The following is a 25,442-nucleotide window of genomic DNA, read 5'->3' on the forward strand; positions in this document are numbered from 1 at the left end:
GATGACCGTGGATACCGCAGGCAACGATGACATCGCGATCGTCGGAATCGGCGCTCGATTCCCGGACGCGTCGAACCTCGACGAGTTCCGCGCCAATCTCGCCGCCGGGCGGGACTCGATCGGACCGATGCCGGACGCCCGGGCCGAGGCGACGGCCCTGGATCGCACCGCCGGTTACCTCCCCATGGGGCACCTCGGCGACATCAGCACCTTCGACCACGCGTTCTTCGAGCTGTCCAAACGTGAAGCCTCGCTGATGGATCCGCAGCAGCGGATCGCGGTGGAGTTGGCGCACAGGGCAATCGAGGACGCCGGATACGCTCCCGCCACGCTGCGCGAGGCCACGACCGCGGTGGTGTTCAGCGCACCGATGCCGACCTACCATGCGATGGCCGTCGACCCCGGCCCGCTCAGCATGCTGGGCAACCTGCCCTTCGGTGTCACCGCCCGCATCGCGCACCTGCTGGGCCTGACCGGGCCGTGCTACTCGATCGACAGCGGCTGCAACGCCTCACTCATCGCGGTCCATCATGCCTGCCGCGAATTGCGGTGTGGCGACGCCGATTACGCGCTCGCGGGCGGAGTCAACGTGCGCGCCAACGGTAACCCGGAATGGGCCGCGCAGACGATGACCGAGATCGCCTCGACCAGTGGAGTGTGCCGGGCGTTCGACGCGGACGCCGACGGTACCGTGCCCGGCGAGGGCGGCGCCGCCCTGCTGCTGACCACACTCGGCCGGGCGCGGGCCGACCGTGCGACCGTGCACGCCGTGATCCGGGGTAGCGCGGTGCTGCACAACGGACGCTCCTCGGCGACGATCAGCACCCCCAGCGCGGCCGCCCAGGCGCGCGTGATCGCGAGGGCGTGGCGCAATGCCGGGGCCGATCCCCGCGCGGCCGGATACCTCGAGGCGCACGGGTCCGCCACCCGGCTCGGCGATGCCGTCGAACTCGAGGGTCTCCGCATCGCATTCGACGGGCGCCCGCTACCGCTGCCGATCGGATCGGTCAAGACCAATATCGGGCACCTCGATCACGCCGCCGGGATCACCGGACTCGTCAAGGCCGCGCTGAGCGTCGCCGACGGCCGCCTGTACCCGTCGCTGCACTTCGACCGTCCCACCGGCGACCTCGACCTGGAAGCGGCGGGAATCGAGGTGGTCACCCGGCCGCGGGAGTGGACGTGCGAGGACGGGCCACGGCTGGCGGGCGTCAGCTCGTACAGCCTCGGCGGCGCGAACGCGCACTGTGTCGTGCAGCAGCCGCCCGAGGAGCCGGTGACGCCGCGCGAGCCCGCGCCCCGGCTGATCGGAGTCTCGGCGCGGACCCCGGCCGCGCTGGCCGAGCTCTGCGGCGAGTTGGCGGGGGCGCTGCGCCGCGGCGACTTCGATCTCGCCGACGTCGCCTTCACGCTCGGTCGGGGACGCACGCATTTCGGGTATCGCACGGCCGTATACGCCAGGGGCACAGCCGATCTCGCCGATGCGCTGACCGCGCGCGGGGCCGCGGCAGATCCGGACATGCAGCAGGCCCGGCCGGTCCGGGTGGCGTTGCTGCTGTCCCCCGGTGCGGTACCGGCCGGGGCCGAATCCGCCCCGCTGCCCGGGCAATTGCCCGCGACCGGAGCCGTCGCCGAGGTGCTCGCGGGCCAGATCGCGGTGCACGATCGGTTGCGCGCCTGCGGAATCGAGTTCGCCGCGATACTGAGCGGAGGCGCGTCCAGGTTCGCGGCGCGGTACCTGCTCGGCTCCACGGCCACCGTGGCGGCCGGTGAGCTCGCCGACGCGGCCGCGGCGCCCGCGGTGGACCGGCTCCGGTTGCGGTCGGCGGCGGATACGCTGCTGCGCGACGGGCCGGTCGTCTTCGTCGATCCCGCCCCGGACGGAATACTCGGCCGGTTGCTCGCCGAGGACCTGGCGGGCCGCCCCGGCGCGGAAATTGTCTTCGGCGCAACAGATTCGGGCGGACCCCTCGGCATCCTCGGCCGTCTCTACGAGCGCGGGGCAGATCTCGACTGGGCGCGGGTGGATGGCGACGAGGGCAGGCGGGTGCGGCTGCCGGGTCATCCACTGCACGGCTCGCGGTGCTGGGTCGAGCTGCCGACCGCGGCTCCGGCCGGGCCGGTCGCGCCCGCCACACCGCTCGCGACGGTCGCCGCGGCGGCGGACACGACGGAATGGCTGCGGGCGATGCTGCGCGACATTTTGCATGCGGAGACCGAAATCGCCCCGGACGACGACTATTTCGATCTCGGCGGCAATTCCATCATGGCCGTGCAACTGGTCGATCGGGTCGCCCAGACCTACGGCTTCCGGCCCAAACTGCTCGACATCTACGAGCACCCGGTGGTCGCCGATTTCGCCGCGCTGCTGCGCGATCGGGCCGTTCCGGCGGCGTCGCGGCCGGCGCCGCCGCCGATCGCGCGCACCGACGAGTTGGTCATGTCGTCCGGCCAGGAACGAATGTGGTTCCACCACCAGCTCGTTCCGGAGACAACCCTCTACAACTACCCCGTGGTCAACGTGCTGCGGGGACCGGTCGATGTCGCCGCGGTCCGGGGCACCTTCGAGGACTTCGCCGAGCGGCACGAACCGCTGCGCTACAACCTCGTCGAGATCGACGGACTGCCCGCGGTCCGGGTCCGGCCGTCGCTGGGCGAATTCTTCCGCGTCGCCGATGTTTCCGGCGGGACCGACCCCGTGGCCGCGACCCGCGAGCTGATCGCGCAGGCGGCACTGGCGCCGTTCGATCTGGCTCGGGACCCGCTGGTCCGGGTGCTGCTGGTGACACTGTCACCCGACACGCACGTCCTGCAGGTGACCTGCCACCACTGCGTCACCGACGGCGCCACCCCGGGCATCCTGGCCCGTGAGATCCCCCTGCTGTACGCCGCGCGGCAGGAGGGCCGGACCGCCGAGTTGGAACCGCTGCCGGTGCGCTACCGCGACTACGCCCGCTGGCATCGCGATCTGCTCGATTCGGGCGCCCTCGACCACGAACTCGAGTACTGGGTGCACCTGCTGCGCGATGCGCCGAAACTGCAGCTGCCCACCGACTTTCCGCGGCCACCGCGCAAGACCTTCGTCGGCGACCTGGAACCGTTCACGGTCCCCGCCGACCTCCTCGCGCGGTCCCGCGCGGTCGCGAAGCGGGAGTCGGTGTCCCTGTTCGTGGTGCTGCTGACCGGCCTGTACATCCTGCTCGCGTGGCGCAGCGGCCAGCGCGACATCGTCGTCGGCACACCGACCACCGGCCGCACCCGCCGCGAACTCGAGGGACTCATCGGCTTCTTCAACAGCACCGTCGCCCTGCGCACCAACCTCTCCGGTCCCGCGACGCTGGCCGAGCTGCTGGAGCGGGTTCGCGCAATTGTGCTGGGGGCGTTGGAGAATCAGGAGATTCCGTTCGAACGGGTGGTCAATGCCCTGGACGACCAGCGCGATCTGTCGCGGACCCCGCTGTTCGACGTGCTGTTCGTCCATCAGGAAATCCCGGGCACCGGCAATCCCCTCGACGATGCGGCGGAGTTCTTCGACCTGGAGCACTCGATACAGAACGCCTTCGGCGGATTGCCCGCCGGCACGGCCAAATTCGACCTCAGTCTGATCACCTACGATCGCAGCGACGGACGGGACATGCTGGCCTGCTTCGAGTACAGCACCGAGCTGTTCACGCCGCGCACGGCCGCCGGATTCGCCGCCGCCTACCTCGACATCCTGGCGGAGCTGGTCGAGTCCGCGCCGGATCGCCCGATCGACGAACTCGTCGCCGCGCCCCGGGCGGTACCGCGATCGGCTGCGGCACTGGAGATTCCGACCGACCGGCCGCGGGACACCCGGGCGGCCCGATATACGACAGCATCGGTCCGCGAGCGGCTGTCGACGACCGCCGGACCCTCCGCCGCGGAGCTGCTGAGCGCCTGGACCGCGTTGCTGGCCTGGTATTCGGGCTCCGACGAGGTCGAGGTGGGACTCGCGAACGGCGCCGCCCGCTTCGACCTCGCCGACGAACCCGACGGGACCGCACTGGTGGCCCGCGCGGCAGCGGCGCTGGCGGCACCGGCGGCTACCACCGGTCAGCCGGCGGTCCGCTTCGGCACCCGGCCCGAGGGGTCGGAACTGACACTCGACCGGACCGGTGACGACGATGGGGAGTTCATCGAATTGAACTACGCTACAGACCTTTTCGATGACACCACGGCCAAGGAAATGCTCGGAGACCTGATCCGGCTGCTGCACGGTCTCGCGCGGACACCCGACGATCCGGTGCCGGATATCACCGTGCGTTGCCTGTCGGGAGCGGAGGCGCCGCGGTGAACGCGCACGAGGGTCTCCCGGCCGACGGCGTCGTCGCGGTAATCGGCGCCGGCACCATGGGCGCCGGCATCGCGCAATGCCTGGCGCAGGCCGGATACCGGGTCGAGGTCGTCGAACCCGACGCGGACGCCACCGAGCGGGCGCGTCGCGGCCTCGGGGAGGCGATGCGATTGGCGCTGCTGCTGGGGCGCGGTGATCGCCGGACCGCCGCGGGCGCCGCCGAACGCGTGCGGTGGGTGCGGCGGGTCGACGAGCTGAGCGCCGCCGACTTCGTCATAGAATGCGCCCCCGAGCGAATCGCGCTGAAGGAGAAGCTGTTCGGCGAGCTGGACCGCCACTGCTCCGCCCGTGCCGTATTCGCGTCGTGCACGTCCGCCATCCCGATCGCGCGCCTGGCGGCCGCCACCGAGCGGCCGGAACGGGTGCTCGGGCTGCACTTCATGAACCCGGCGCCGTTGACCTCCGCCGTCGAGGTGGTGCGCGGTACGCAGACCGCGGCGGACTCCCTGGCGCGGGCCGTCGGCCTGGTCGCGGCGCTGGGTAAGCAGGCCATCGTCGTGGGCGACCGCCCCGGCTTCGTCCTGAATCGGGTGCTCATGCTGTGCATCGCGGAGGCCGCCGCCACACTCGACACCGGCACGGACGCCGCGACCGTGGACGCCCTGTTCGAAGAGTGCCTCGGGCACCGCATGGGCCCGCTGCGCACCGCCGACCTCATCGGCTTGGACAACGTGGCCGACACCCTCGAGGTGCTGCGGCACGAGACCGGCGAGGCGCACTACCGCGTGCCGCCCGCGCTCGCGGCGCTCGTCGACGCCGGGCACTTCGGCCGCAAGACCGGACGGGGATTCCATGACTATCAATGAATTCGCCGTCACCGACGGGTGGGCGCCCACCGATGCGCAACGCGCGGCGCTCGCGGCCGGTGACCAGTGGATCGACCTGTATCTGGAGCCGGGGAGCCGGGTGGACGCGGACGCACTGGCGCTCGCGATCGACACCGTCATGAGCGAATGCCCCGTGCTGCACAGCGTGTTCCGCGGCGCCCCCGGCACCGTCCGGGTATGCGAGACGGCACCCACGCCGACCGAGGTGCTCGCCGCCGACGGCGGCGATCCGGACCGGCTCGTGGCCTCATGGTTGGCGCAGGAGCGTTCGCGCACAACGGATCTCGATCGGGGGCCGCTGTACCGACACCTCGTCGTCGGCTTCGCGAACGGCCGGGTCGGCTGGTTCCAGCGCTATCACCGGCTGGTCAACGACGAACCCGGCATGCTCGCGATCGTCGCCCGGGTCCGGGCGCTGCTGGACGGCACCCGCTCGGACCCGCCCGCCTGCCCACCCTTCGGTCCGGCGGCAGACCGGCTGGAGAGCGAGCGCCGATACCGCGAGTCGGGCTCGTGGGCGACCGACCGCCACTACTGGGAGCAGTCCCTGGCCGGTGCGGACCGGCCCGCACCCCTCTCCGGCCACGGGCCCGACCTGCCCGATCCGGCAGCGGGAGGACTGTGGTCCGAGACGGCGGCGGGCACCGAGCTCACCCGGATCGCGCGGGCCTGTGGCGGTGGCCCACCCGCGGTCGTGCTCGCCGCGGTGGCGGTCTACGCCTCTCGAATGACGATGGCCGACGACGTGGTGATCGCGGTCGGAAACGTGGACGGCGCTGTGCCACTACGCATTTCCGTGTCCCCCCAGACGAGTTTCGACGGGCTCGCCAAGCGGGTGGGACTGGAGCTGCGCAGGGCGAGACGGCACCGGTATATCCCCGACATCGATGATCCGTGGCCCGAGGCGCCGGTGCACGGGCAGTGGCCGCTCGCGGTTCGGATGCTCCCCGACGCGGCGCCGGGTCGGCTCCACGAACCGGATTCGCGCGTATCGTTCGGGACCGGGGACCCGGTGACGGTCTGCGTCGACGACGGCGCGGTCGGAGGCTGGCGGATCGCGGTCGTCGGCACGGGTCACCGAACCCACCGGGACCGCATCGTCCGGCTGCTGGACCGGCTCGCCCGGGCGCCTCGCACGCCGATCGGCCGCATCGCCCTCACCGGGCCCATGGATACGGAATACCTCGAGGGCGCGCGCACCGACGCCCCGCCGACGACCGTGGCGGCCCTGCTCGCGGCGCAGGCGGCCCGCACGCCGGACGCCGTGGCGCTCGTCTCCGGCGAGCGCCGCATGACCTACGCGGACCTGCACGATGCGTCGAACACCTTGGCGCGCAGTCTGATCCACCTCGGCGTGGGCCCGGAGCGGCCGGTGGCCGTGGCGATCGGCCCGTCGCCGGAGCAGATCGTCGCGGTGCACGCCGTGCTGGCGGCCGGTGGCGCCTACCTGCCGCTGGATCCCGAGCACCCCCGCGAACGGCACGCCTACCTGCTCGACGTCACCCGCCCGGTGTGCGTACTCGGCACTCGGCGCGACGGATTCGACGCACCGCCGGGCGTGCGGGTGATCCATCTCGACGACCTCGACCTGTCCGGCGAATCGCGAGCCACCGTCACCGATGTCGATCGCATCGCCCCGCTCCGCCCGGACAACCTGGCGTACGTGCTGTTCACCTCCGGATCCACCGGACGGCCCAAGGGTGTCGGCGTCACCCACGCCGCACTGTGCACGCACCTCGCCTGGATGCAGCACGAACACGCGCTCGACGGCGGCGATGCCGTGCTGCGCAAGACGTCCCTCACATTCGACGTCTCGGCGTGGGAAGTGCTGTGGCCCTTCCTCTCCGGGGCCCGAGTCGTCGTCGACGAGTCCGGCGCACACCGCGATCCGGCCGGGCTCGCACGGCTGCTCGCCGAGTACGGGGTCACCACGGTGCAATTCACGCCGTCGACCCTCGCGGCGCACCGGCGGGCCGCGGCGGAACCGTTCGCGGCGAGCGTGCGCCGCGTCCTCGTCGCCGGTGAGGCGCTGACGCCCGCCCTCGCCGCGCAGCTGCCCGCGACCGCCCCGGGTGCCCGATACGACAATCTCTACGGTCCGACGGAAGCGACCGTGGCCGTCACCCGGCACGAGATCGCTGCGGCGCAAGCGTTCTCCCCCGACGACACGGTTCCGATCGGCACGCCGTCCTGGGACGTCCGCGCCCATGTGCTGGACCACTGCCTGCAACCCGTCCCGGCGGGCGCGTCGGGTGAGCTCTATATCGGCGGGGCCGCCCTCGCCCGGGGGTACGTGGGAGGGCCCGGACGCACCGCCGCGCGGTTCGTCGCCGACCCGTTCGGCGATCCGGGGCGGCGGCTCTATCGCACCGGCGATATCGTGCGCGCCACCGCCCTCGGGGAGCTGGAATTCCTCGGCCGCAGCGACTTCCAGGTGAAGCTGCGCGGTATCCGGGTCGAACTCGGCGAGCTCGAGTCGGTCCTCGCCGGACAGGAGACCGTCGCTCAGGCGGTTGCCGTCGTCCGGCGCGGGGACCACACGGCGGGCGATCGACTCGTCGCCTACGTCACTCCCGCGGCCGGGCACCGCATCGACCCGGCGGAGCTGGAGCGCCGGCTGGGCGAGGTGCTGCCGCGGCATCTGATCCCCGCATCGATCGTCGCCCTCACCGAGCTGCCCGTGAACCGCTCCGGCAAGATCGACCGAAAGGCGTTGCCCGAGCCGGTATTCGAACCGGTTCCCTTCCGCGCACCGCGGACCACGACCGAGCGCACCCTGGCCGCCGTATTCGCCGACGTGCTGGGCCGCGACACCGTCGGCGTCGACGAGTCGTTCTTCGCGCTCGGCGGCGACAGCATCATGTCGATTCTGCTGGTGTCCCGCGCGCGGGCGCGGGGCATCGCGATAACGGCCCAGGAGGTGTACGAGCATCGCACCGTCGCGCGCCTGGCGACCGTCGCCGAGGCCGCGGACGGATGCGACACGCCACGGCTGGACGAGCCGCCGGGCGGCGGCGTCGGGGAGTTGCCCCTCACGCCGGTGATCCGGTTTCTGGTCGAGCGGGGCGGCAATTTCGACCGCTTCTGCCAGTCGCTCACACTCGAGCTGCCGGACGGAATCGACCGCGCCGCCATGGTTTCCACCATTTCCGCGGTCGTCGATCACCACGACATGCTGCGGTCCCGGCTCTCTCGTGACGACGCCGGGGAATGGCATCTGACCGTCTCACCGCCGGGCAGCATCGACGTCGACGCGCTGATCGACCAGGTCTTCTACGACGCCGACCTGAGCGGCACCGAACTCGCGGCGTTCGCCACCGAACAGCTGAATGCCGCCGTCGACCGGATCGACCCCGCGACCGGCGCGGTCCTGCGCTTCGTCTGGCTCACCCCGCGGCGGTCCGCCTCGCCCGGCCTGCTCGTCATCGCCGCCCACCACATCGCCGTCGACGGCGTCTCGTGGCGAATTCTGTTGCCCGACTTCGTCTCCGCGTGGGCGGCCGTCGCGGCCGGGAGCACGCCGCGGCTGCCCGGGGTCGGGACGTCCATGCGGGCATGGACGCACGCGCTGGTCGACACCGCGCGGCGCCCTGAGCTGGTCGCCGAGTTGCCGGTCTGGCGCGAGATCGTCGACGGACCAGCTCCCACGTTCGGCGATCGACCGTTCGACCCGCACCGGGATCTCACGCCGGACGTCGCGCACACCGCGATCGAACTGGACGAGCGGGACACCGCCGCACTCATCACCGCGATACCCGGCCGCTACCGGGCCCGCGTGGCCGACGCGCTGCTGACGGCGCTGGCACTCGCGGTGGCGCGCTGGCGGTCGCGGCGCGACCAGGGCGAGCGGTCGGTGCTGCTGCGGCTCGAGGGTCACGGTCGCGAGCAGGACGCGGTGCCGGGTGCCGACCTGTCCCGCACCGTCGGCTGGTTCACCTCGATCGTTCCGGCGCGGCTCGATCTGGCCGGGATCGATCTCGACGACGCCTTCGCCGGCGGCCCCGCCCTCGGCGACGCGCTCAAGGCCGTCAAGGAACAGCTGCGGCGCACACCGCACAACGGCTTCGGGTACGGACTGCTGCGATACCTGAACGAAGAGACGGCGGCGACGCTGCCGCGCGAGGAGCCGGGCGAGATCTCGTTCAACTATTTCGGGCACATCACCGGTGTCGACATCCCGGACGAACTGTCCGGAATCGGCTGGCTGCCCTCGCCCGACTACGGCATGCTGCCGATCCGGCCGGATGCGCGGCGCGGCGCGCTCGGCGCCGTCGAGGTGGATTCCATCGTCGTCGGCCACCGGCTCCGGACCAGCATCGGCTACGCCCGCACGCTGTTCGACGAGGCATCGGGCGAGGAGCTGATCCGGCTGTGGCGCGAGGCGCTGACCGCCGTCGCCCGGCATGCCCGGGATCCGCGAACCCGCGGCGGGCACACCCCGTCCGATTTCCCTCTCACCGTCCCCGGCCAGGCCGATATCGACCTGTGGGAACGGCGATACCCCGCCCTGACCGACGTGTGGCCGGTGTCGCCGCTGCAGGCCGGGATCATGTTCCACGCCCTGTTCGACCCCGCCGCCGTGGACGTCTACACGGTGCAGCTGGTGCTGACCCTGGACGGCGCGGTCGACACCGCCGGACTGCGGTCGGCCGCGGACACCGTGCTGGAGCGACATCCCAACCTGCGTACCGCGTTCGTCGTCGACGGAGCCGGGTCACCCCGCCAGATCGTCGTCGCCGAGGTGGCGCTGCCGTGGCGCACGGTGGACCTGACGGGAGCACCCGCCGGGGAACTCGACCGCCTGCTCGACACCGAGCGCGTGACACCGTTCGACCTCGAGCGCCCGCCGCTGCTGCGTTTCCTGCTGGTCCGCGAGGACGCGGGCCGTACCCGGCTGGTCCTGACCTACCACCACCTGCTGCTCGACGGCTGGTCGATACCGCTGCTGCTGCGCGAGATCGTCGCGGGCTACGCCGGTTTCGCCACCGAACCGCCGCGACCCTATCGGCACTACCTCGAATGGCTTGCCCGGCAGGACAAGTCGGAATCCCGCCGGGCGTGGGCCGAGGCGCTGGGCGACGTGCCGGAGCCGACGCTGCTGGCGGGCGATCCCCCCGCGCGCCCACCGGCCGTCCTGCCGCCGGAACACGAGTTCGTGCTGGACGAGGCACAGACCCGGGCGCTGACCCGCCTCGCCGGCGAACTCGAGGTGACGGTCAACACCGTGCTGCAGTGCGCCTGGGCAATCCTGCTGTCGCGCATGACGGATCGCTCGGACGTCGTCTTCGGTACCACCGTCTCGGGCCGGCCCGCCGATATCACGGGTGTCGAATCGATGGTCGGGTTGTTCATCAACACCATCCCCGTCCGGGTCCGGATGGTCGCGGACGACACCGCGCAGGCGCTGCTGCGCCGGGTGCAGCGCGAACAGTTCGCGTTGTCCACCCACCACCACCTGGGGCTCCCCGACATCGTGTCGCAGGCCGATTCCGGTAAGCGCGGACTGTTCGACACACTGCTGGTGGTCGAGTCGTACCCGTTCGATGTGGCGCGGCTGCGCACCGACGCCACCGCGGGTGCCGGGCTTGCCATTTCCGGGCTCCGTTCCCGGGAGGCGACGCACTATGCGCTGACGATCACCGTCCGGCAGACCGACCGGCTGCACATCCTGGCGAGCAGGCGACCGGACCTGGTGGACGAGGCGACCGTGGCCCGGCTCACCGAGCGCCTGGTAGGGGTCTTGTCCGCGCTGGCCGCGAATCCGTATGTCCCGGTGGCTCATATCGATGCGATCGGCCCGGCGGAGCGGCAGCTGGTGCTGGAGCACTGGCAGCGGCCCGCCGCGCACGCCGCGGACACCACGCTCGTCGATCTGTTCCTGGCGCAGGTGGCCGCCCGGCCGGACGCCGTCGCCGTCCGGCACGGATCCCGTGCGGTGACCTACCGCGAGCTGGATCGGGCGTCCGCGGAGCTGTCACATGCCCTCGCCGCTCGCGGCATCGGTCCCGAATCGTTGGTGGCCCTGGCCGTTTCACGATCCATCGAGCTGATCACGGGGATGCTCGGCGTATTGCGGGCCGGGGCGGGTTACGTGCCCCTCGACCTCGACAGTCCCCCGCGGCGACTCGAATTCGTTCTCGCCGAGACAGATCCGTCCTGTGTCGTCACGACACGCGCCGATCGTGCCGCGCTGCCCGCGGGCGACCTGCCGTGCCTGATCCTCGGTGCGGAGGAGGCCTCGGCGCCGACATCCCCTGCGGCGACACCTCGCCCCGGCAATCTCGCCTACGTGCTGTACACCTCCGGCTCGACCGGGCGCCCGAAGGGGGTGTGCGTGACGCACCGCAATGTCGTCGCGATGCTCACCGCCGCCCGATCGCTGCTCGACACCGACCACACCGACGTCTGGACCATGTTCCACTCCCCCGCCTTCGACTTCTCGGTGTGGGAGATGTGGGGAGCACTGTCCTCCGGCGGCACCCTCGCCATCGTCGATCCCGATCTCGCGCGCTCGCCGGTCGAATTCGGCGAACTACTCGAGCGCGATGCGGTTACGGTGCTCAGCCAGACACCGTCCGCCTTCTACGCACTGCTCGATGCCGGAGCCACCGCACCACCGTCCCTGCGGCATATCGTGCTCGGCGGCGAAGCCCTCGACCTGCGCCGGCTGCGCGGGTGGTACGACGCGAGTCCGGCCGGACAGACCCGGATCTCGAATCTGTACGGCATCACCGAGGCGACGGTGCACGCCACCCATGTGCCGGTGGACGGCGCACTCGCCCGCTCGGCACGGGCCAGCGTGATCGGGCTCGGACTGCCGGGAATGACTGTCCGCGTACTGGATTCGCGGCTGCGCCCGGTGCCCGTCGGCGCGACGGGCGAGGTGTACCTGACCGGAGACCAGGTCGCCCGCGGCTACCACGCCCGACCGGCGACGACCGCGGCCCGCTATGTCGCCGACCCGTTCGGTGTGCCGGGCGGAGTCATGTTCCGCACCGGTGACCTGGCGCGCTGGAACAACGACGGGAGCCTCGAGTACCGCGGGCGCGGCGACCAGCAGGTGAAGATTCGCGGCTACCGAATCGAACCGGCCGAGGTCGAGGCCGCACTGCTCGATCACGACTCGGTGGCGCAGGCCGTCGTGGTGGCGCGGGCGGAGGGCCCGTCGCCGCGCCTGATCGCGTACACGGTCCCCGCCTCGGGTCGCATCCTCGCCACGGGTGAGCTGGAAACGCATGTCGCGCACCGCCTTCCACCGTACATGCGACCCTCCGCCATCGTGGCGGTCGAGGCGCTCCCGCTGACTCCCAACGGCAAGCTGGATCGCGCGGCACTGCCCGATCCGGTCTTCCGGCCGCGCTCCGCACAGGCCCCGCGCACCCCCGCCGAGCAGGTGATAGCCGATGTGTTCGCCGAGGTGCTCGGCATCGACCGGGCGGGCGTGGACGACTCCTTCTTCGCGCTCGGCGGCGACAGCATCACGTCCATCCAGCTCGCCTCCCGGGCACGAGCCAGGGGCCTGCACTTCACGCCGAGGGACGTCTTCGACCATCGCACGGTCGCCGGAATCGCGTCCGCGGCAAGGACCTCCGATTCCGATCCCGCCGTGCCGCGGCTGCTCGAACTGCCCGGCGGCGGTGTCGGAGAGCTGCCGCTGCCGCCCGCGGTGCGGTGGCTGACCGAACGCGGCGGCTCCTTCCGGCGCGTCAACCAGACCCTCACCGTCGATCTTCCCCCCGGCATCGACCACGACACCGTTGCCGCCGCCGTCGCGGCGATCGTCGACCGGCACGACATGTTGCGGGGCCGACTGTTCCGCGACGGTTTCGGCGAGTGGCGGCTGGAGACCGCGCCACCCGGTGCGATCGGGACCTCGGAACTGTTGCGCCGGTACGATATCGACTTCACCTCGGAGGCGGCCGCACTCGACGCCGCCCTGGATCGCCTCGACCCGGCGGCGGGCATCATGGTGCAGTTCGTCCGGCTGGATTCCGGGCACGGGACCGGACGGCTGATCATCTGCGCGCACCACATCGCGGTCGACGGTGTGTCGTGGCGAATTCTCATACCCGACCTGCTCGCGGCCATGGCGGCGATCGCGAATCACGCGGCGCCGCAGTGGGATCCGCCCGGAACCTCGATGCGCCGGTGGTCGCACGCCCTGGTCGACGCGGCGCACGCCCCCGATCGAATCGCCGAACTGGGCCTGTGGCGCCGCATCTGCGCGGCGCCGGACCCCGCACTCGGGCCGCGGCCGTTGGACCCCGATCTCGACACCGTGTCGCGGCTCGCGACGGTGGACATCACCGTGGACCAGGCCGATACCGAATCGCTCGTGCGGACCGTGCCCGCGCTGTTCCACGCCGGCGTCGACGAGATCCTGGTCTCCGCACTGGCCGTCGCGCTCACGACCTGGCGGGCACGGCGGGGCGAGGCCGCACCGGTGTCGCTGATCCGGCTGGAGGGCCACGGTCGCGAGGAGCAGCTCGCCCCCGGCGCCGACCTGTCCCGCACGGTGGGCTGGTGCACCTCGCTGTATCCGGTGCGGCTGGACCTCACCGGCATCGATGTCGAGGGTGCGCTCGCCGGGACCGAATCGGCGGGCGCGGTGATCAAGGCGGTCAAGGAGCAGCTGCGCGCCGTCCCCGACCACGGGGTCGGCTACGGGCTGCTGCGCTACCTGAACCCGGACACGGCGGAGCTGCTGCCGGGACCGATGCCCGGCCAGATCGCCTTCAACTACCTCGGCCGCATCCATGACCGTGGCAGCGGCGTGGTCGCGATGCCCGCCGCCGACGCGGACCCCGACCTGCCCGCGGCCGCCGCGATCGACGTGAACGCGATCGTGGTCGACTCCCGGCTGCGCGCCGGGTTCTCGTATCCGACAACGCTTCTCGACAAGTCGGAGGTCGCCGACCTGGCCGAGCTCTGGGTGGCGGCGCTCGGCGCGATCATCTCCCATGCGCGCGACTCGAACGCCGGCGGGCACACTCCCTCGGACTTCCCGCTGGTCCGAGTGAGTCGCGGCGACATCGCCGGGTGGGAGCGCGACTACGGACGGCTCACCGAGGTGTGGCCGCTCGCGCCGCTGCAGCAGGGCCTGTACTTCCACGCCGAACTCGCGCGGCCGTCGTCACCCGGCAGCACCGTCGTCGACGTCTACAACGTCCAGGCGGTGCAGCACATCGGCGGCGTGCTCGATCGCGACCGATTGCGGTGGGCCGCAGACGAACTGCTGCGGCGATACCCGAATCTGCGCGCGGCGTTCGTGGCCGACACCACGGGAACCCCGCGGCAGGTGGTGCCCGAAACCGTCGAAATACCCTGGCGTGAAGTGGATCTCCGGCTGGAAGGCCGGGTGTCCGAGCTCATCGACCGGGAGCGCACGCACCGGTTCGATCCCGCGGTGCCGCCGCTGATGAGGTTCGCGCTCGCCCGCACCGCGGACTCGGAACACGTGTTGATCGCGACGTATCACCACATCCTGCTCGACGGCTGGTCGGTACCGCTCGTGCTGCGAGATCTCATGGCGCTCTACGCGAGCGGCGAACCGCTCGCGCCACCGGCGGGTTCGTTCCGCGCGTACCTCGCGTGGCACCACGACCGCGAGACGACGGCGGCCGCGGCCGCATGGCGGCGGGCGCTGGACGGCGTGCGCGGGCCGACCCTGGTCGCGCCGACCGCTCGCGGCCACGACATCACCACCACCACGAAGTACCGATGGGTTCTCGACGCGGACACCACCGACCGACTCGGTGCGACCGCGACCGAACTCGGCGTCACGGTCAATACCGTGCTGCAGGTCGCGTGGGCAATCCTGCTGGGACGCAGGCTCGGCCGCGACGACGTGGTGTTCGGCACGATCGTGTCCGGCCGCCCGGCCGCGCTTCCCGGCGTGGAATCCGTTGTCGGGCTCTGCATCAACACCGTGCCGGTCCGAGTGCGGTTCGACCCGGGCATGCCCGCCGCGGCGGTGCTGCGGTCGGTGCAGGACGAACAGGCGGAACTGATGGAACACCACGACCTCGGCCTGACGGCGATCCATGCCGCCGCGGGACAGCGGGACATCCTGTTCGACACGGCGATGGTGTACGAGTCCTACCCCGTCGACGTGGCGCAGCTCGCCGCCGCGGCGGCCGCCGTCGACGGCATCGCCGGTACCGCGGTGGAACTGCACGACGCCGCGCACTACCCCCTGACGCTCTTCGTCGAGCCCGGCCCGGCGCTGACCATCCAATTCGGATACCAGCGCACGGCTTTCGACGAGACACAAGTAGCCGAGATCGCCGCGGAGCTACGGAATCTGCTGCGCGCGGTCGCGGCGGCCCCGCAGGACCCCATCGAGGCCCTCCGATGACCTCGCGGTGGCCGCTGACCGGAGCACAGCAACACGTCTGGGTGGCACAGCAACTCGACGACACCGGGTTGCGGTTCGTCATCGGCGGGTACGTGCACATCCACGGCCCGGTCGACGAGGCGGCGTTCGAGCGAGCACTGCGCCTCGTGGTCGCCGGTGCGGAGACGATGCGGGTACGGTTCGACGCCGATGCCGACGGCCGCGTCACGCAGGTCCTCGAGGAGGTGGCCGACTGGCCGCTGTACCGCAAGAGTTTTCGCGCGGCGGCGGACCCGCGGGGCGAGGCGGTGCGATTCATGTACGCGCTGCTGGACCGGCCGTTCGACCTGCGCCGGACGCCGCTGTTCGAACACCACCTGATCGATCTCGGCGCCGACGGCACCGCGTGGTTCGTCAGATCGCATCACGCCGTGCTCGACGGCGCCGCCTCCGCCGCCATGGTCCGCCGCGTCGCCGACACCTACACCGCGATAGTGGACGGCCGGCCGGTGCCGGAATCGGTATTCGACCGGGTGGAAGCCTTTGTGGCGGAGGACATTCGCTACCGCGCCTCGGACCGCTTCGCCGACGACCGGCGATTCTGGGCACAGCGGCTCGCGGTGCCCGGCCCTGCCGATGCCCCGCTGTTCTCCGGAGCCCCGTCGAACACCCGCACCCCGCGATACCTCAGGCACGCGGGCGTGCTCGACGGCGCCGCGTGGCAGGCACTGCGGGCCCGCGCCGAGGAGTCCGCCACCGCGTGGCCGGCCTGGGTGTTCGCCGCGACCGCGATTGCGCTGCACGCGGATTCGGGAGCACGGATGGTCACGCTGGGCCTCGCGGTACCCGCCAAACGCTCCCGCACCGCGCTCGGCGTCACCGCGAATATCGTCCCGATGCGGATATCGGTCGACCCGTCCGCATCCGTCGGCGACCTGCTGCGGGCGATCCGCGCCGAATCCCTGATCATCCTGCGCCACCAGCGATACCAGCAGGCCGATATGCTCGCCGACCTGCGGGCGGGCGGCGCCGGAGGGGGTATCGCCGGTCCCACGGTCAATGTGCTGCCCATGCAGAAGGACCTCCGCTTCGGCCCCGAAACCGCTACCCTGCGCCATCTTTCGGCGGGCCGCTCCGACGACCTGACCATCGGTGTGTACGACAACGGCGATCCGGTCCTGACGCTGGTCCTGGAGTCCAGCACGCTCCGGTACACCGAGGCCGAACTCGCCGCGCACCACCGCCGGCTCACCGACACCATCGCGGCCCTCGCGGCGGCCCCGGAGGATCTCCCGATCGGCAGGCTCCGCACCGGTCCGGCGGAGATCGCGGGTGCTCCGGTGCGAGAAGAGCGCGCGGCCGCACCCCGGCGAGCACTCACGCCGACGGCCGCGACGCTGACCGAGTGGTTCGAGCGGACCGTCGCGACCCGCGGCGAGGCCACCGCCGTCGTCTGCGGCGAGGCCGCCCTCTCCTATGCCGACCTGGACCGCCGCGCTCGACGGCTGGCGGGGATCATCGCCGGATACGGCGTGGGCCCAGGGGATTTCGTGGCTCTCGCGGTGCCGAGATCGCTGGACCTCGTGGTCGGCGTGATCGCCGTGCTGAAGACCGGCGCCGCCTATGCTCCGATCGACCCCGGCTACCCGGAGCAGCGGCTGCGAGCCATCGTCGCCGATGTCACCCCCGCGTTGATCGTCACCTGTACGGACGTGGACCTCCCCGAGGCGATCTCGCCGGCGCCCGTCCTCCGCATCGATGACCCGCCACCGGTCGAGCCCGCCGACCTCGCGGTCCGCCCGGCCGCGCACGACCCCGCCTATGTCATCCACACCTCCGGCACGACCGGGCGGCCGAAGGGCGTCGTCGTCACGCACGCGAATGTCGTCCGCCTGCTCGAGGCGACGCAGCCGTGGTTCGAGTTCGGCGCCTCCGACGTCTGGACGCTGTTCCACTCCATCGCCTTCGACTTCTCGGTGTGGGAGCTCTGGGGTGCCCTGTGCCACGGCGGCACCCTCGTGGTCGTTCCGGCCGGGGTGGCTCGATCGCCGAGCGATTTTCTCGATCTCCTTGTGGAGCAACAGGTTACGGTACTCGATCAGACGCCCTCGGCATTCGGGATGCTCGTCGACGCCCTGGCGCGGCGACCGGCCGCGAGCGATCGACTGTCGCTGCGCCAGGTGATCTTCGGCGGCGAACCGGTGGAACCGTGGCGACTGGCCGCGTGGTGGGCGCTTCGCGATCCGGCGGCGACGCGCCTGACCAATATGTACGGCATCACCGAGACCACGGTGTTCACGACCGGAACGCCGTTGACACCCGGCTCGTCGTCCGGGGACATCGGCACGCCGATACCGGATCTGTCGGTGTACGTGCTCGATGCCGCGCTCCGCCGGTGCCCGCCCGGGCTCCCGGGCGAGCTGTATGTCGCGGGTCCCGGTGTCGCGCAAGGATATCTGCGCCGCCCGGGCCTCACCGCGGGACGCTTCGCCGCCGACCCGTTCGGCCCGCCCGGCACCGTCATGTATCGCAGCGGCGACGTGGCGCGGTGGACCGCCGACGGCACGCTGGAATACCTGGGGCGCGCGGACCGGCAGGTGAAGGTGCGGGGCTTCCGGATCGAACCCGGTGAGATCGAGGCAGCGCTGTGCGCTCTCCCGGCCGTGCGCGCGGCGGTGGTCCTGACCGTCGAGCCCGAACCCGGGGACCGACGGCTCGCCGCCTTCGTGACGGGGCACGGGATCGACGTCGATCGCACCCGCGCCGATCTCGCCGATCTGCTTCCCGCACATGCGATTCCCTCCGCGATCTTCGTCGTCGACACCATCCCGATGACACCCGGCGGCAAGATCGATGAACGCCGACTGCGCGCCCTCGCCGCCGACGGGTCCGCACGCGGGGCAGGCTCGCCACCGCGTACCGACACCGAGATGCGGCTGCATGCGCTCTTCGTCGATGTGCTCGGGCACGACGGCATCGGCATCGACGACGGCTTCTTCGCCTCCGGCGGTGACAGCATTCTGGCCATCCGGCTGGCCGATCGGGCGCAGGCGGCCGGGTTCGCCACCACGCCGCGGGACGTCTTCGAACAGCAGACCGTGCGCGCGCTCGCGCACATCGCCGAGGCACGGCCCGCCGACGCCCGGCAACCGGACACACCCGCACAGCCCGATGGAGCGAACGATCGGTTCCTCCCGGCGACACCGCTGCAGTCGGGCCTGCTGTTCCACTCCCTGTACGACGGCGGCGAGGACGGCGACCCCTACCTGGTCCAGTTCGTGCTCACCCTGGACGGCCCGATCCGTGCCGAACGCCTGCGTGAGGCGTGGCGATCCGTGCTCGCGCGCCATCCGCATCTGCTGGGATCGTTCGCCGTCGACGGCGGCGAGCGCCCGCGCTACGAGATCCGCCCCGATGTCGACATACCCTGGCGCGTCCTGGATCTCGTCGAGGCAACCGCCGAGGAGCGGGCGCGCGCCGTCCACCGGGCGCGGACGGAGGACGCCCGGATCGACCCCCTCGCGCCGCCGCTGCTCACGGTCACCCTGCTCCACACCGACATACACCGCTCCCTGCTCGTATTCACCCACCACCACGCCCTGCTCGACGGCTGGTCGGTGGCAATCCTGTTGCGCGAGCTGGCGATCGGCTATCGCGGCATCGAATTGCCGCCTCCCACACCGTTCCGCCGGTTTCTGGAATGGTCTGCGGCGCAGGACAGCGACGGCGCCCGCCGAGCCTGGGCGCGTGCGCTCTCCGGCGCCGAGCCGAGCAGGGTGGCACGGGCGAGCCGGGAACGGTGGCGGCCTCCCGAAGACCACACGTTCCGGGTGCCGGACGCGCTGTCGACCGCGCTGCGCGACCGGGCCGCCGAACGCAACCTGACGATCAACTCGCTGATGCAGGCCATGTGGGCGCTGGTGCTGTCGAACCTGACCGGCGGCGACGAGGTCGTCTTCGGCATCACGGTGTCCGGCCGCACCGGCAGCGCCGAAATGGCCGGTGTCGTCGGGCTGCTGATGAACACGGTGCCGCTGCGGGTTCGCTCAGCGCCCGGCGAATCTCCGCTCGATCTGGCCACTCGCATCCAGGCCGGGCGGGCCGCGATCATGGAGCACGACCATCTCGGACTGCCGGAGATCCTCGCCGCGGCAGGGCAATCCGACCTGTTCGATACCTCACTGGTCTTCGAGAACTTCCCCGTCGACACCGGACCCGTCGACGACCCGGACGCGGACTTCTCGGTCACGTCCGTGGAGGTCCTCGGCAGTACCCATTTTCCGCTGACGGTGACCGTCGTCCCCGAGGACGGCGGGCTGACCTTCCGAATCGGCTTGCAGCCCGGCCGCATCGACGGTTTCGCCGACGCGGACGAGCTGTGGTCACGGATCCTGGCCGCCGGCGAGGCGCTCGCCGCCCGGCGGCAGTCGCCGGTCGGCCGGCTCCGCCTGCTCGGGCCCGCACGGCATGCCGAGCTCCTGGGCTTCGGGCGCGGTGCGCGCACCGATGTCGAGAACGGCGGCATCGCAGCGTGTTTCGAGTCGGTCGCGCGACGACACCCACGGCGCGCCGCGGTCTGGTGCGACGGCGTGGAGCTCACCTACGCCGACGTCGATGCCCGTGCCGACAGGGTGGCCCGCCGGCTGCGTGCCCGCGGCGCCGGGCCGGGGGTGCCGGTCGGCATCGCGCTGCCGCGGTCGGCCGATCTCGTGGTCGCCTTCCTCGCGGTCTACAAGCTCGGGGCGGTCTGCGTGCCCCTCAGCGACCGCTATCCGCCCGCCCACGTGCAGCGGCTGTTGCGTTTCACCGGAACCGAATTGGTGCTGCACGATCTCGCCGATGCGGCCGCTTCGACCGACGACGACAGCGACCTGGGCATCACCGTGGCCCCCGAGGCGGTCGCGACGATCATGTTCACGTCCGGGTCGACCGGAGCGCCGAAGGGGGTCGAGGTAACCCACCGCAATATCGTGGCGCGAGCGCATGACCGCGTCGGGGACGGCGACGGGCACGAACGGGTGCTGCTGCATCTCCCGCACACCTGGGACATGGTGGTCTTCGAGCTGTGGCTGCCCCTGCTGACGGGCCGAACCGTGGTGATCGCGCCGCCCGGCGTGCTCGATGTGCACGACTATGCCCAGGTCCTGCGCGCGGGACGGGTGACCTCGATGCTGTTGTCGGCGGGACTGTTTCATCTGCTCGCCGAGCAGGCCCCGGAGCAACTCGCCAGGCTGTCGGAACTCGCGAGCGCCGGCGACGTGCTGGCGCCCCGGGCCGCCGCGGCCGTTCGCCGGGGCGAGCACCCGCCGGTCGTGCGGAATCTGTACGGGCCCGTCGAGGCGACGGGCTTCGCGGTCGCCTACCCGATCCCCGGCGACGCGGCACCGGACCGGCCCGTCCCGATCGGCCGTCCGGCCGACAACACCCGGGTCACGGTGCTCGATCCGGCGCTGCGGCCGGTGCCCGCCGCCGTGTCCGGGGAGATCTACCTGTCCGGCGTGGGACTCGCCAACGGCTACCACCGGGCCCCCGCCCTGACCGCCGCGCGGTTCGTGGCCGACCCGTACGGCCCGCCCGGTGCGCGCATGTATCGCACGGGTGACCTCGGCCGCTGGAATGCGGAGGGCGTACTGCACTTCCTCGGCCGCACCGATCGGCAGCTGAAGATCAACGGTTTCCGCATCGAACCGGGCGAGGTGGAGGCGGCGATCCGGCGCGAGCCGGACACCACGGCGGCGGTCGTCACGGCGCGGCGGAACGGTAGCGGGCAGTCGCTGATTGCGCACATCACCGGGACCGCCGAGATCGACACGGCGGCACTGCGCGCCCGGCTGGCGGCGAGTCTGCCCGCCTACCTGGTGCCGTCGGCGATCGTGCAGGTGGACGAGCTGCCCCTCACCGCCACGGGCAAGGTCGACGTCGGCGCGCTCCCGACGCCTCCCGACGGTGCGCACGTGCCCGTCCGGACGCCCCGCCAGCAGATCGTCGCGGCGGCCTTCGCGGAGGCGCTGGGCGGCCGGACCATCGGTATCACCGACGACTTCTTCGCGCACGGCGGCAATTCGCTGTCCGCCCTCCGCGCCGTCGCCGTCCTCCGGTCGTCGCTCGGCGTCCCGGTATCGCTGCGCGATCTGTTCGAATCGCCCACGGTCGTCGCGCTGGAGCATGCGCTCGACCGACAGATGCGCGACACCGGAATCACCCGGCCGGATTTCGCACCCGTCCCCCGCACCCACCCGATCCCGCTGTCGCCCGCGCAGCTGCGCCTGTGGACCGTGAACTATCTCGGCGGGCAGCAGCCGGACTACCTGATCGCGACCGCGCTCGACATCGGCGGACCGCTCGACACCGCGGCGGTGGAGGCGGCGGTCACCGATATCGTCGCGCGGCACGAGATCCTCCGCACCGTGCTGCCGTACGCGGCGGACGGCCCGGAACAGCGGATCCTGCCGATCGATTCGGCTCGGCCGGACTTCCGCATCGTCGACGCGGACGGTCCGGACGGTGTCGACCGCGCGGTGGAATCGCAGATGCAGCAGGGGTTCGACCCGACGAGGCGGCCGCCGCTGCGAATCCGGCTGTACCGCCTGACCGATGAGCATCATGTCCTGTTCGGCGTCGTCCACCACATCGCCGCCGACGGCGAATCCGCCGCCGTTCTGCAGCGCGATCTGGTCACCGCCTACCGGGCGCGGGTCGCCGGGGCGGCACCGGAATGGCCTTCTCCGGCACCACAATTCGCCGATTATGCGACGTGGCTGCGGCGGGTTCTGGGCCCTGACTCCGCCCCGACCCTCCTGCTCCGGCAGCAGGAGCAATACTGGCGCACCGTCCTCGACGGCATGCCGCAGCAACCGGTCCTGCCCGTCGATCACGCCCGCACCGACCGCCGTGCGAATACGGCGGCGACGGTCCCCGTCCGCGTCGACGCGGACACCCACCGCGAGCTCACCCGAACCGCGTCCGCCTGCGGGGTGAGCGTGTACATGCTGGTGCACACGGCGCTCGCCGTGGCGCTGCACGGCCGCGGCGCGGGCACCGACCTCCCCATCGGCGTCGCCTTGAGCGGCCGCGATTCGGAGGGACTGCAGGACTTGGTCGGATGCGTGGTCGACACGGCGGTGGTCCGCCTCGACATGTCGGGCACACCCACCTATCGCGAACTGGCCCACCGGGTCCGCGAGCGCATCCTCGGCGCCCACGAGAACAAGGAATTCCCCTTCGATCGCCTCGTCGAACTGATGAACCCCCCGCGCTCCCGAACCCACCACCCGCTGTTCCAAGTGCTGGTGACCTACCTGCGGGGCGTCGATCTCGGTACGAATCCGGACGGATTGGCGATCCGGCATCGTCCGGTCGCGGTGCGCCGGACCCCGTTCGAGCTCCTGCCGAACCTGCGGGAGGAATACCGCCCCGACGGGCAATGCGCCGGCATCAACGGCGAAATAGTCTATGCGGAAGAGCTTTTCGACCGCCGAACCGTCGAATCACTCAGCGCCACGACAACCGCCGCCCTCCGAGCGATCTGCACCGACCCCGACGCACCGGCACTCCCGTCCGCCACCCCGGCGATGAGCCCCGCCGGGGGCACGTACAGCATCTGCACAACCTATTTCTGCCGTGTGGGCAGGCGTTTGTTGTGTAGGGGGCATGGTGTTGGTGATCCTTTCTGCGGTGTGGGTGATGTCGAGAACTTGGTCGGCGGGCAGGGTGATGGTGATGGTCACCTGGTCATCGTCGTCGTGCAGCCGGACGTCGAGCTGGGTGATCTCGAACAGCTTGCGTAGCAACGCTTCTGGCGCGTTGGTGAGGTTGAGTGCCAGGTAGGGCAGAGCGTCGAGAAGCGCGATGTCGGCGGTGCCGGGTCGATGCGGTTCGGCGGTGTCGGCGGCGTCGAGTTGAGCGATGACCGACAGTGCGGCGGTCTTCTCGGCGTCGAGGTCGTTGTAGGTGCCGCGCAACCCTTTGGTGAACGGGTCGTCGGGGTCACTGTCTTGGGCTTGCCGCAGGATCGAGTTCTGCCGCCGGGTCACATCCGCGACTACTCGCTGGAGTCGTTCCCGCTCGGCTTGGCGCTCTCGGGTGGCGCGGTCGTCGAGGCCGGCGAGGTCGACGGCGAGGAAATCGCGGCGGTGGAGACCGAAGACCCGATCGGCGAAGAAACGGGTGAGCGCATCCAACACAGCGTCTTCGCGGAGGTACACGGCTTTGGGGTGGCCGGTGTACTTGTCCGAGCGGCCCCGGTTGTTGCCGCGCGGCCAGCACATGTAGTAGCCGCTGTTGTGGCGGTGGTTGCCGAACATCCGCCGCCCGCACCCGCAGAACACCATGCCGCGCAGCAGGTAGGTGCGCCGCGTGGCGGGGTGTGTGTTGCGGGTGTTGCCGTCGCGGGAGCCGCGCCGGGCTTGTCGGCGGGCGGCGAGTTCGTCGTACATCCATTTCGGGATCAACGGCTCGTGGACGGGTTCGGTGGACCACACCCACTTCACCGGATCGTTCACCTTCCCCCGCCGCGACCGCGACGCGCGCCGGTTGAACACCTGGAACCCGGTGTATTTGGGGTTGCGCAGGATCTCGAACACGCTCGTCTTGCACCACGCGCCCCGGGCACGTTCCCGCCCCGGTGGTATCGGTGGCGGATACTTCACCGGGTCGGTATTGAGCCGCTCGGCGATGGTGTCGTAGCCCAGGCCCTCGTGGTGGCGCCACAGCGCGATCTGGGTGACCGTCTCTCCGCGCGCCCCGTCTGGTTCGAGGCGGGTCTTGGTCTGCCCCTTGGCCGCCTTGGTCGGATTCGGATGCCGGTAGGTTTTGGCCTTGTACCCGTACGGGGGTTTGCCGATGTTCCAGCCTTCGCGGACGTGGGTGCACAGTCCGCCCCAGGATTGTTCGAGGGTGTTGAGGGTCTCGTATTCGGCGATGGATTGGTTGATGCGGCGTTGCAGGATGCGCTGGGCGCGGCTGCCGGACAGCTGGATCGGTTCGTTGGACGCGAACAGCGGGACCTCGGCGGTTTCGAGTTCGCGTTCGATCGACAGGCCCTCGAAGGTGCGGCGGGCGACGCGGGAGACGGCTTCGCAGATGACGACGTCGAAGCGGCGGCCGGGGTGGGCGGCTTCGTCGCGGAGGTCGGCGACGCCGCCGTCGCGGGCGACCGGGATGTCGAAGCGGTCGTAGTCGCTGCCGTGGCCGCGGTCGTCGAGGTCCATGCGGCCGGACTCGACGTCGTAGAAGTGCGCCACGATCACCCACGCGTCCGGGATCGCGGTCTTGCAGTTGTTCAACTGCCGCAACATCGACTGACGCGGGTCCTGCTGGTCCTCGGTGGAGGTGCGACCCAGGAACGCTACGCGCACCTCACCCTGCAGCACCGCGACCGGCATCCCCAGCGGCGACACCGCGTAGTCGGACAACCCCGACGGCCCCGACACCGGCACCGCCGACGACAGCGATGCCGTCCGGTGGGTCAGCGCGGGGGCGGGCGGATTGATCGGCGGGTCGTCGGGGGTCATGCGGCGGCACCATCCTGCCTGGATTGATCATCGGATTGTTGTTGCACGGCCCACGCCAACAATTGCGCCGTGACATCGGCCAGTTCGCCCCGCAATTGTTCGGCACGCGCACCGTGAACATAATGGACGTGACCAGCATAACGCTGGTCAGCGACGCGTTTCCGGGATTGATCATACCGCCAAACTGGCAGGTCAGGGGCGGTTTCAGACGGTTTTTCGTTGTTGCTGGCGGAGTTATTACTGGATGCTTTTCGCCGTAGCGGAATCACTACGGCGTCTTTGTTATCTCCAGGGTTGTCGGGGTCGTCGTTGATGTTGTCGTCGGGATGGTCGGGTGTGCGCATGGGTGCCTCTCCATAGCTCACGGTCCCCTGCTTGTGGCGGGGTGCCGC

5 protein-coding genes and 1 pseudogene are annotated in these 25,442 nt (G+C 71.1%); 4 read left to right on the forward strand and 2 right to left on the reverse strand.

What is annotated here, in order from left to right; translation table 11 throughout:
- Position 1 precedes the first annotated feature (1 nt).
- Genes NM1_RS00485 through NM1_RS43680 form a run of 4 tightly spaced genes read left to right on the forward strand, consistent with a single transcriptional unit; the run spans position 2 to position 23,325 of the window.
- Positions 2–4,315 carry a condensation domain-containing protein gene (locus NM1_RS00485; RefSeq protein WP_068012485.1) on the forward strand — a complete coding sequence of 1,438 codons (4,314 nt, stop codon included), beginning with the start codon at positions 2–4 and terminating at the stop codon, positions 4,313–4,315.
- Positions 4,312–5,181: a 3-hydroxyacyl-CoA dehydrogenase family protein gene (locus tag NM1_RS00490; RefSeq protein WP_246010975.1), complete on the forward strand. Its 870-nt coding sequence runs from the start codon at positions 4,312–4,314 to the stop codon at positions 5,179–5,181. The genes NM1_RS00485 and NM1_RS00490 overlap by 4 nt, the downstream gene beginning before the upstream one ends.
- Positions 5,168–15,559 (forward strand): non-ribosomal peptide synthetase, encoded by a 10,392-nt coding sequence (locus tag NM1_RS00495; RefSeq protein ID WP_068012487.1) that lies wholly within the window; start codon positions 5,168–5,170, stop codon positions 15,557–15,559. Before NM1_RS00490 ends, NM1_RS00495 begins: the two co-directional genes overlap by 14 nt.
- Complete coding sequence (locus NM1_RS43680) at positions 15,556–23,325, forward strand: non-ribosomal peptide synthetase (RefSeq protein WP_068012489.1); 7,770 nt, start codon at positions 15,556–15,558, stop codon at positions 23,323–23,325. The genes NM1_RS00495 and NM1_RS43680 overlap by 4 nt, the downstream gene beginning before the upstream one ends.
- Positions 23,326–23,718: 393 nt before the next feature.
- On the opposite strand, the pseudogene NM1_RS43685 reads toward NM1_RS43680, so the two are convergent.
- Positions 23,719–25,050, reverse strand: a pseudogene (locus NM1_RS43685) (recombinase family protein); the annotation flags it as partial.
- Positions 25,047–25,394, reverse strand: coding sequence for a hypothetical protein (locus NM1_RS41800; RefSeq protein ID WP_147288927.1), 348 nt, complete (start codon positions 25,392–25,394; stop codon positions 25,047–25,049). The pseudogene NM1_RS43685 and the gene NM1_RS41800, both read right to left, overlap by 4 nt.
- Positions 25,395–25,442 lie beyond the last annotated feature (48 nt).

Source organism: Nocardia mexicana NBRC 108244 (genome assembly GCF_001613165.1).
Classification (GTDB): Bacteria; Actinomycetota; Actinomycetes; order Mycobacteriales; family Mycobacteriaceae; genus Nocardia; species Nocardia mexicana.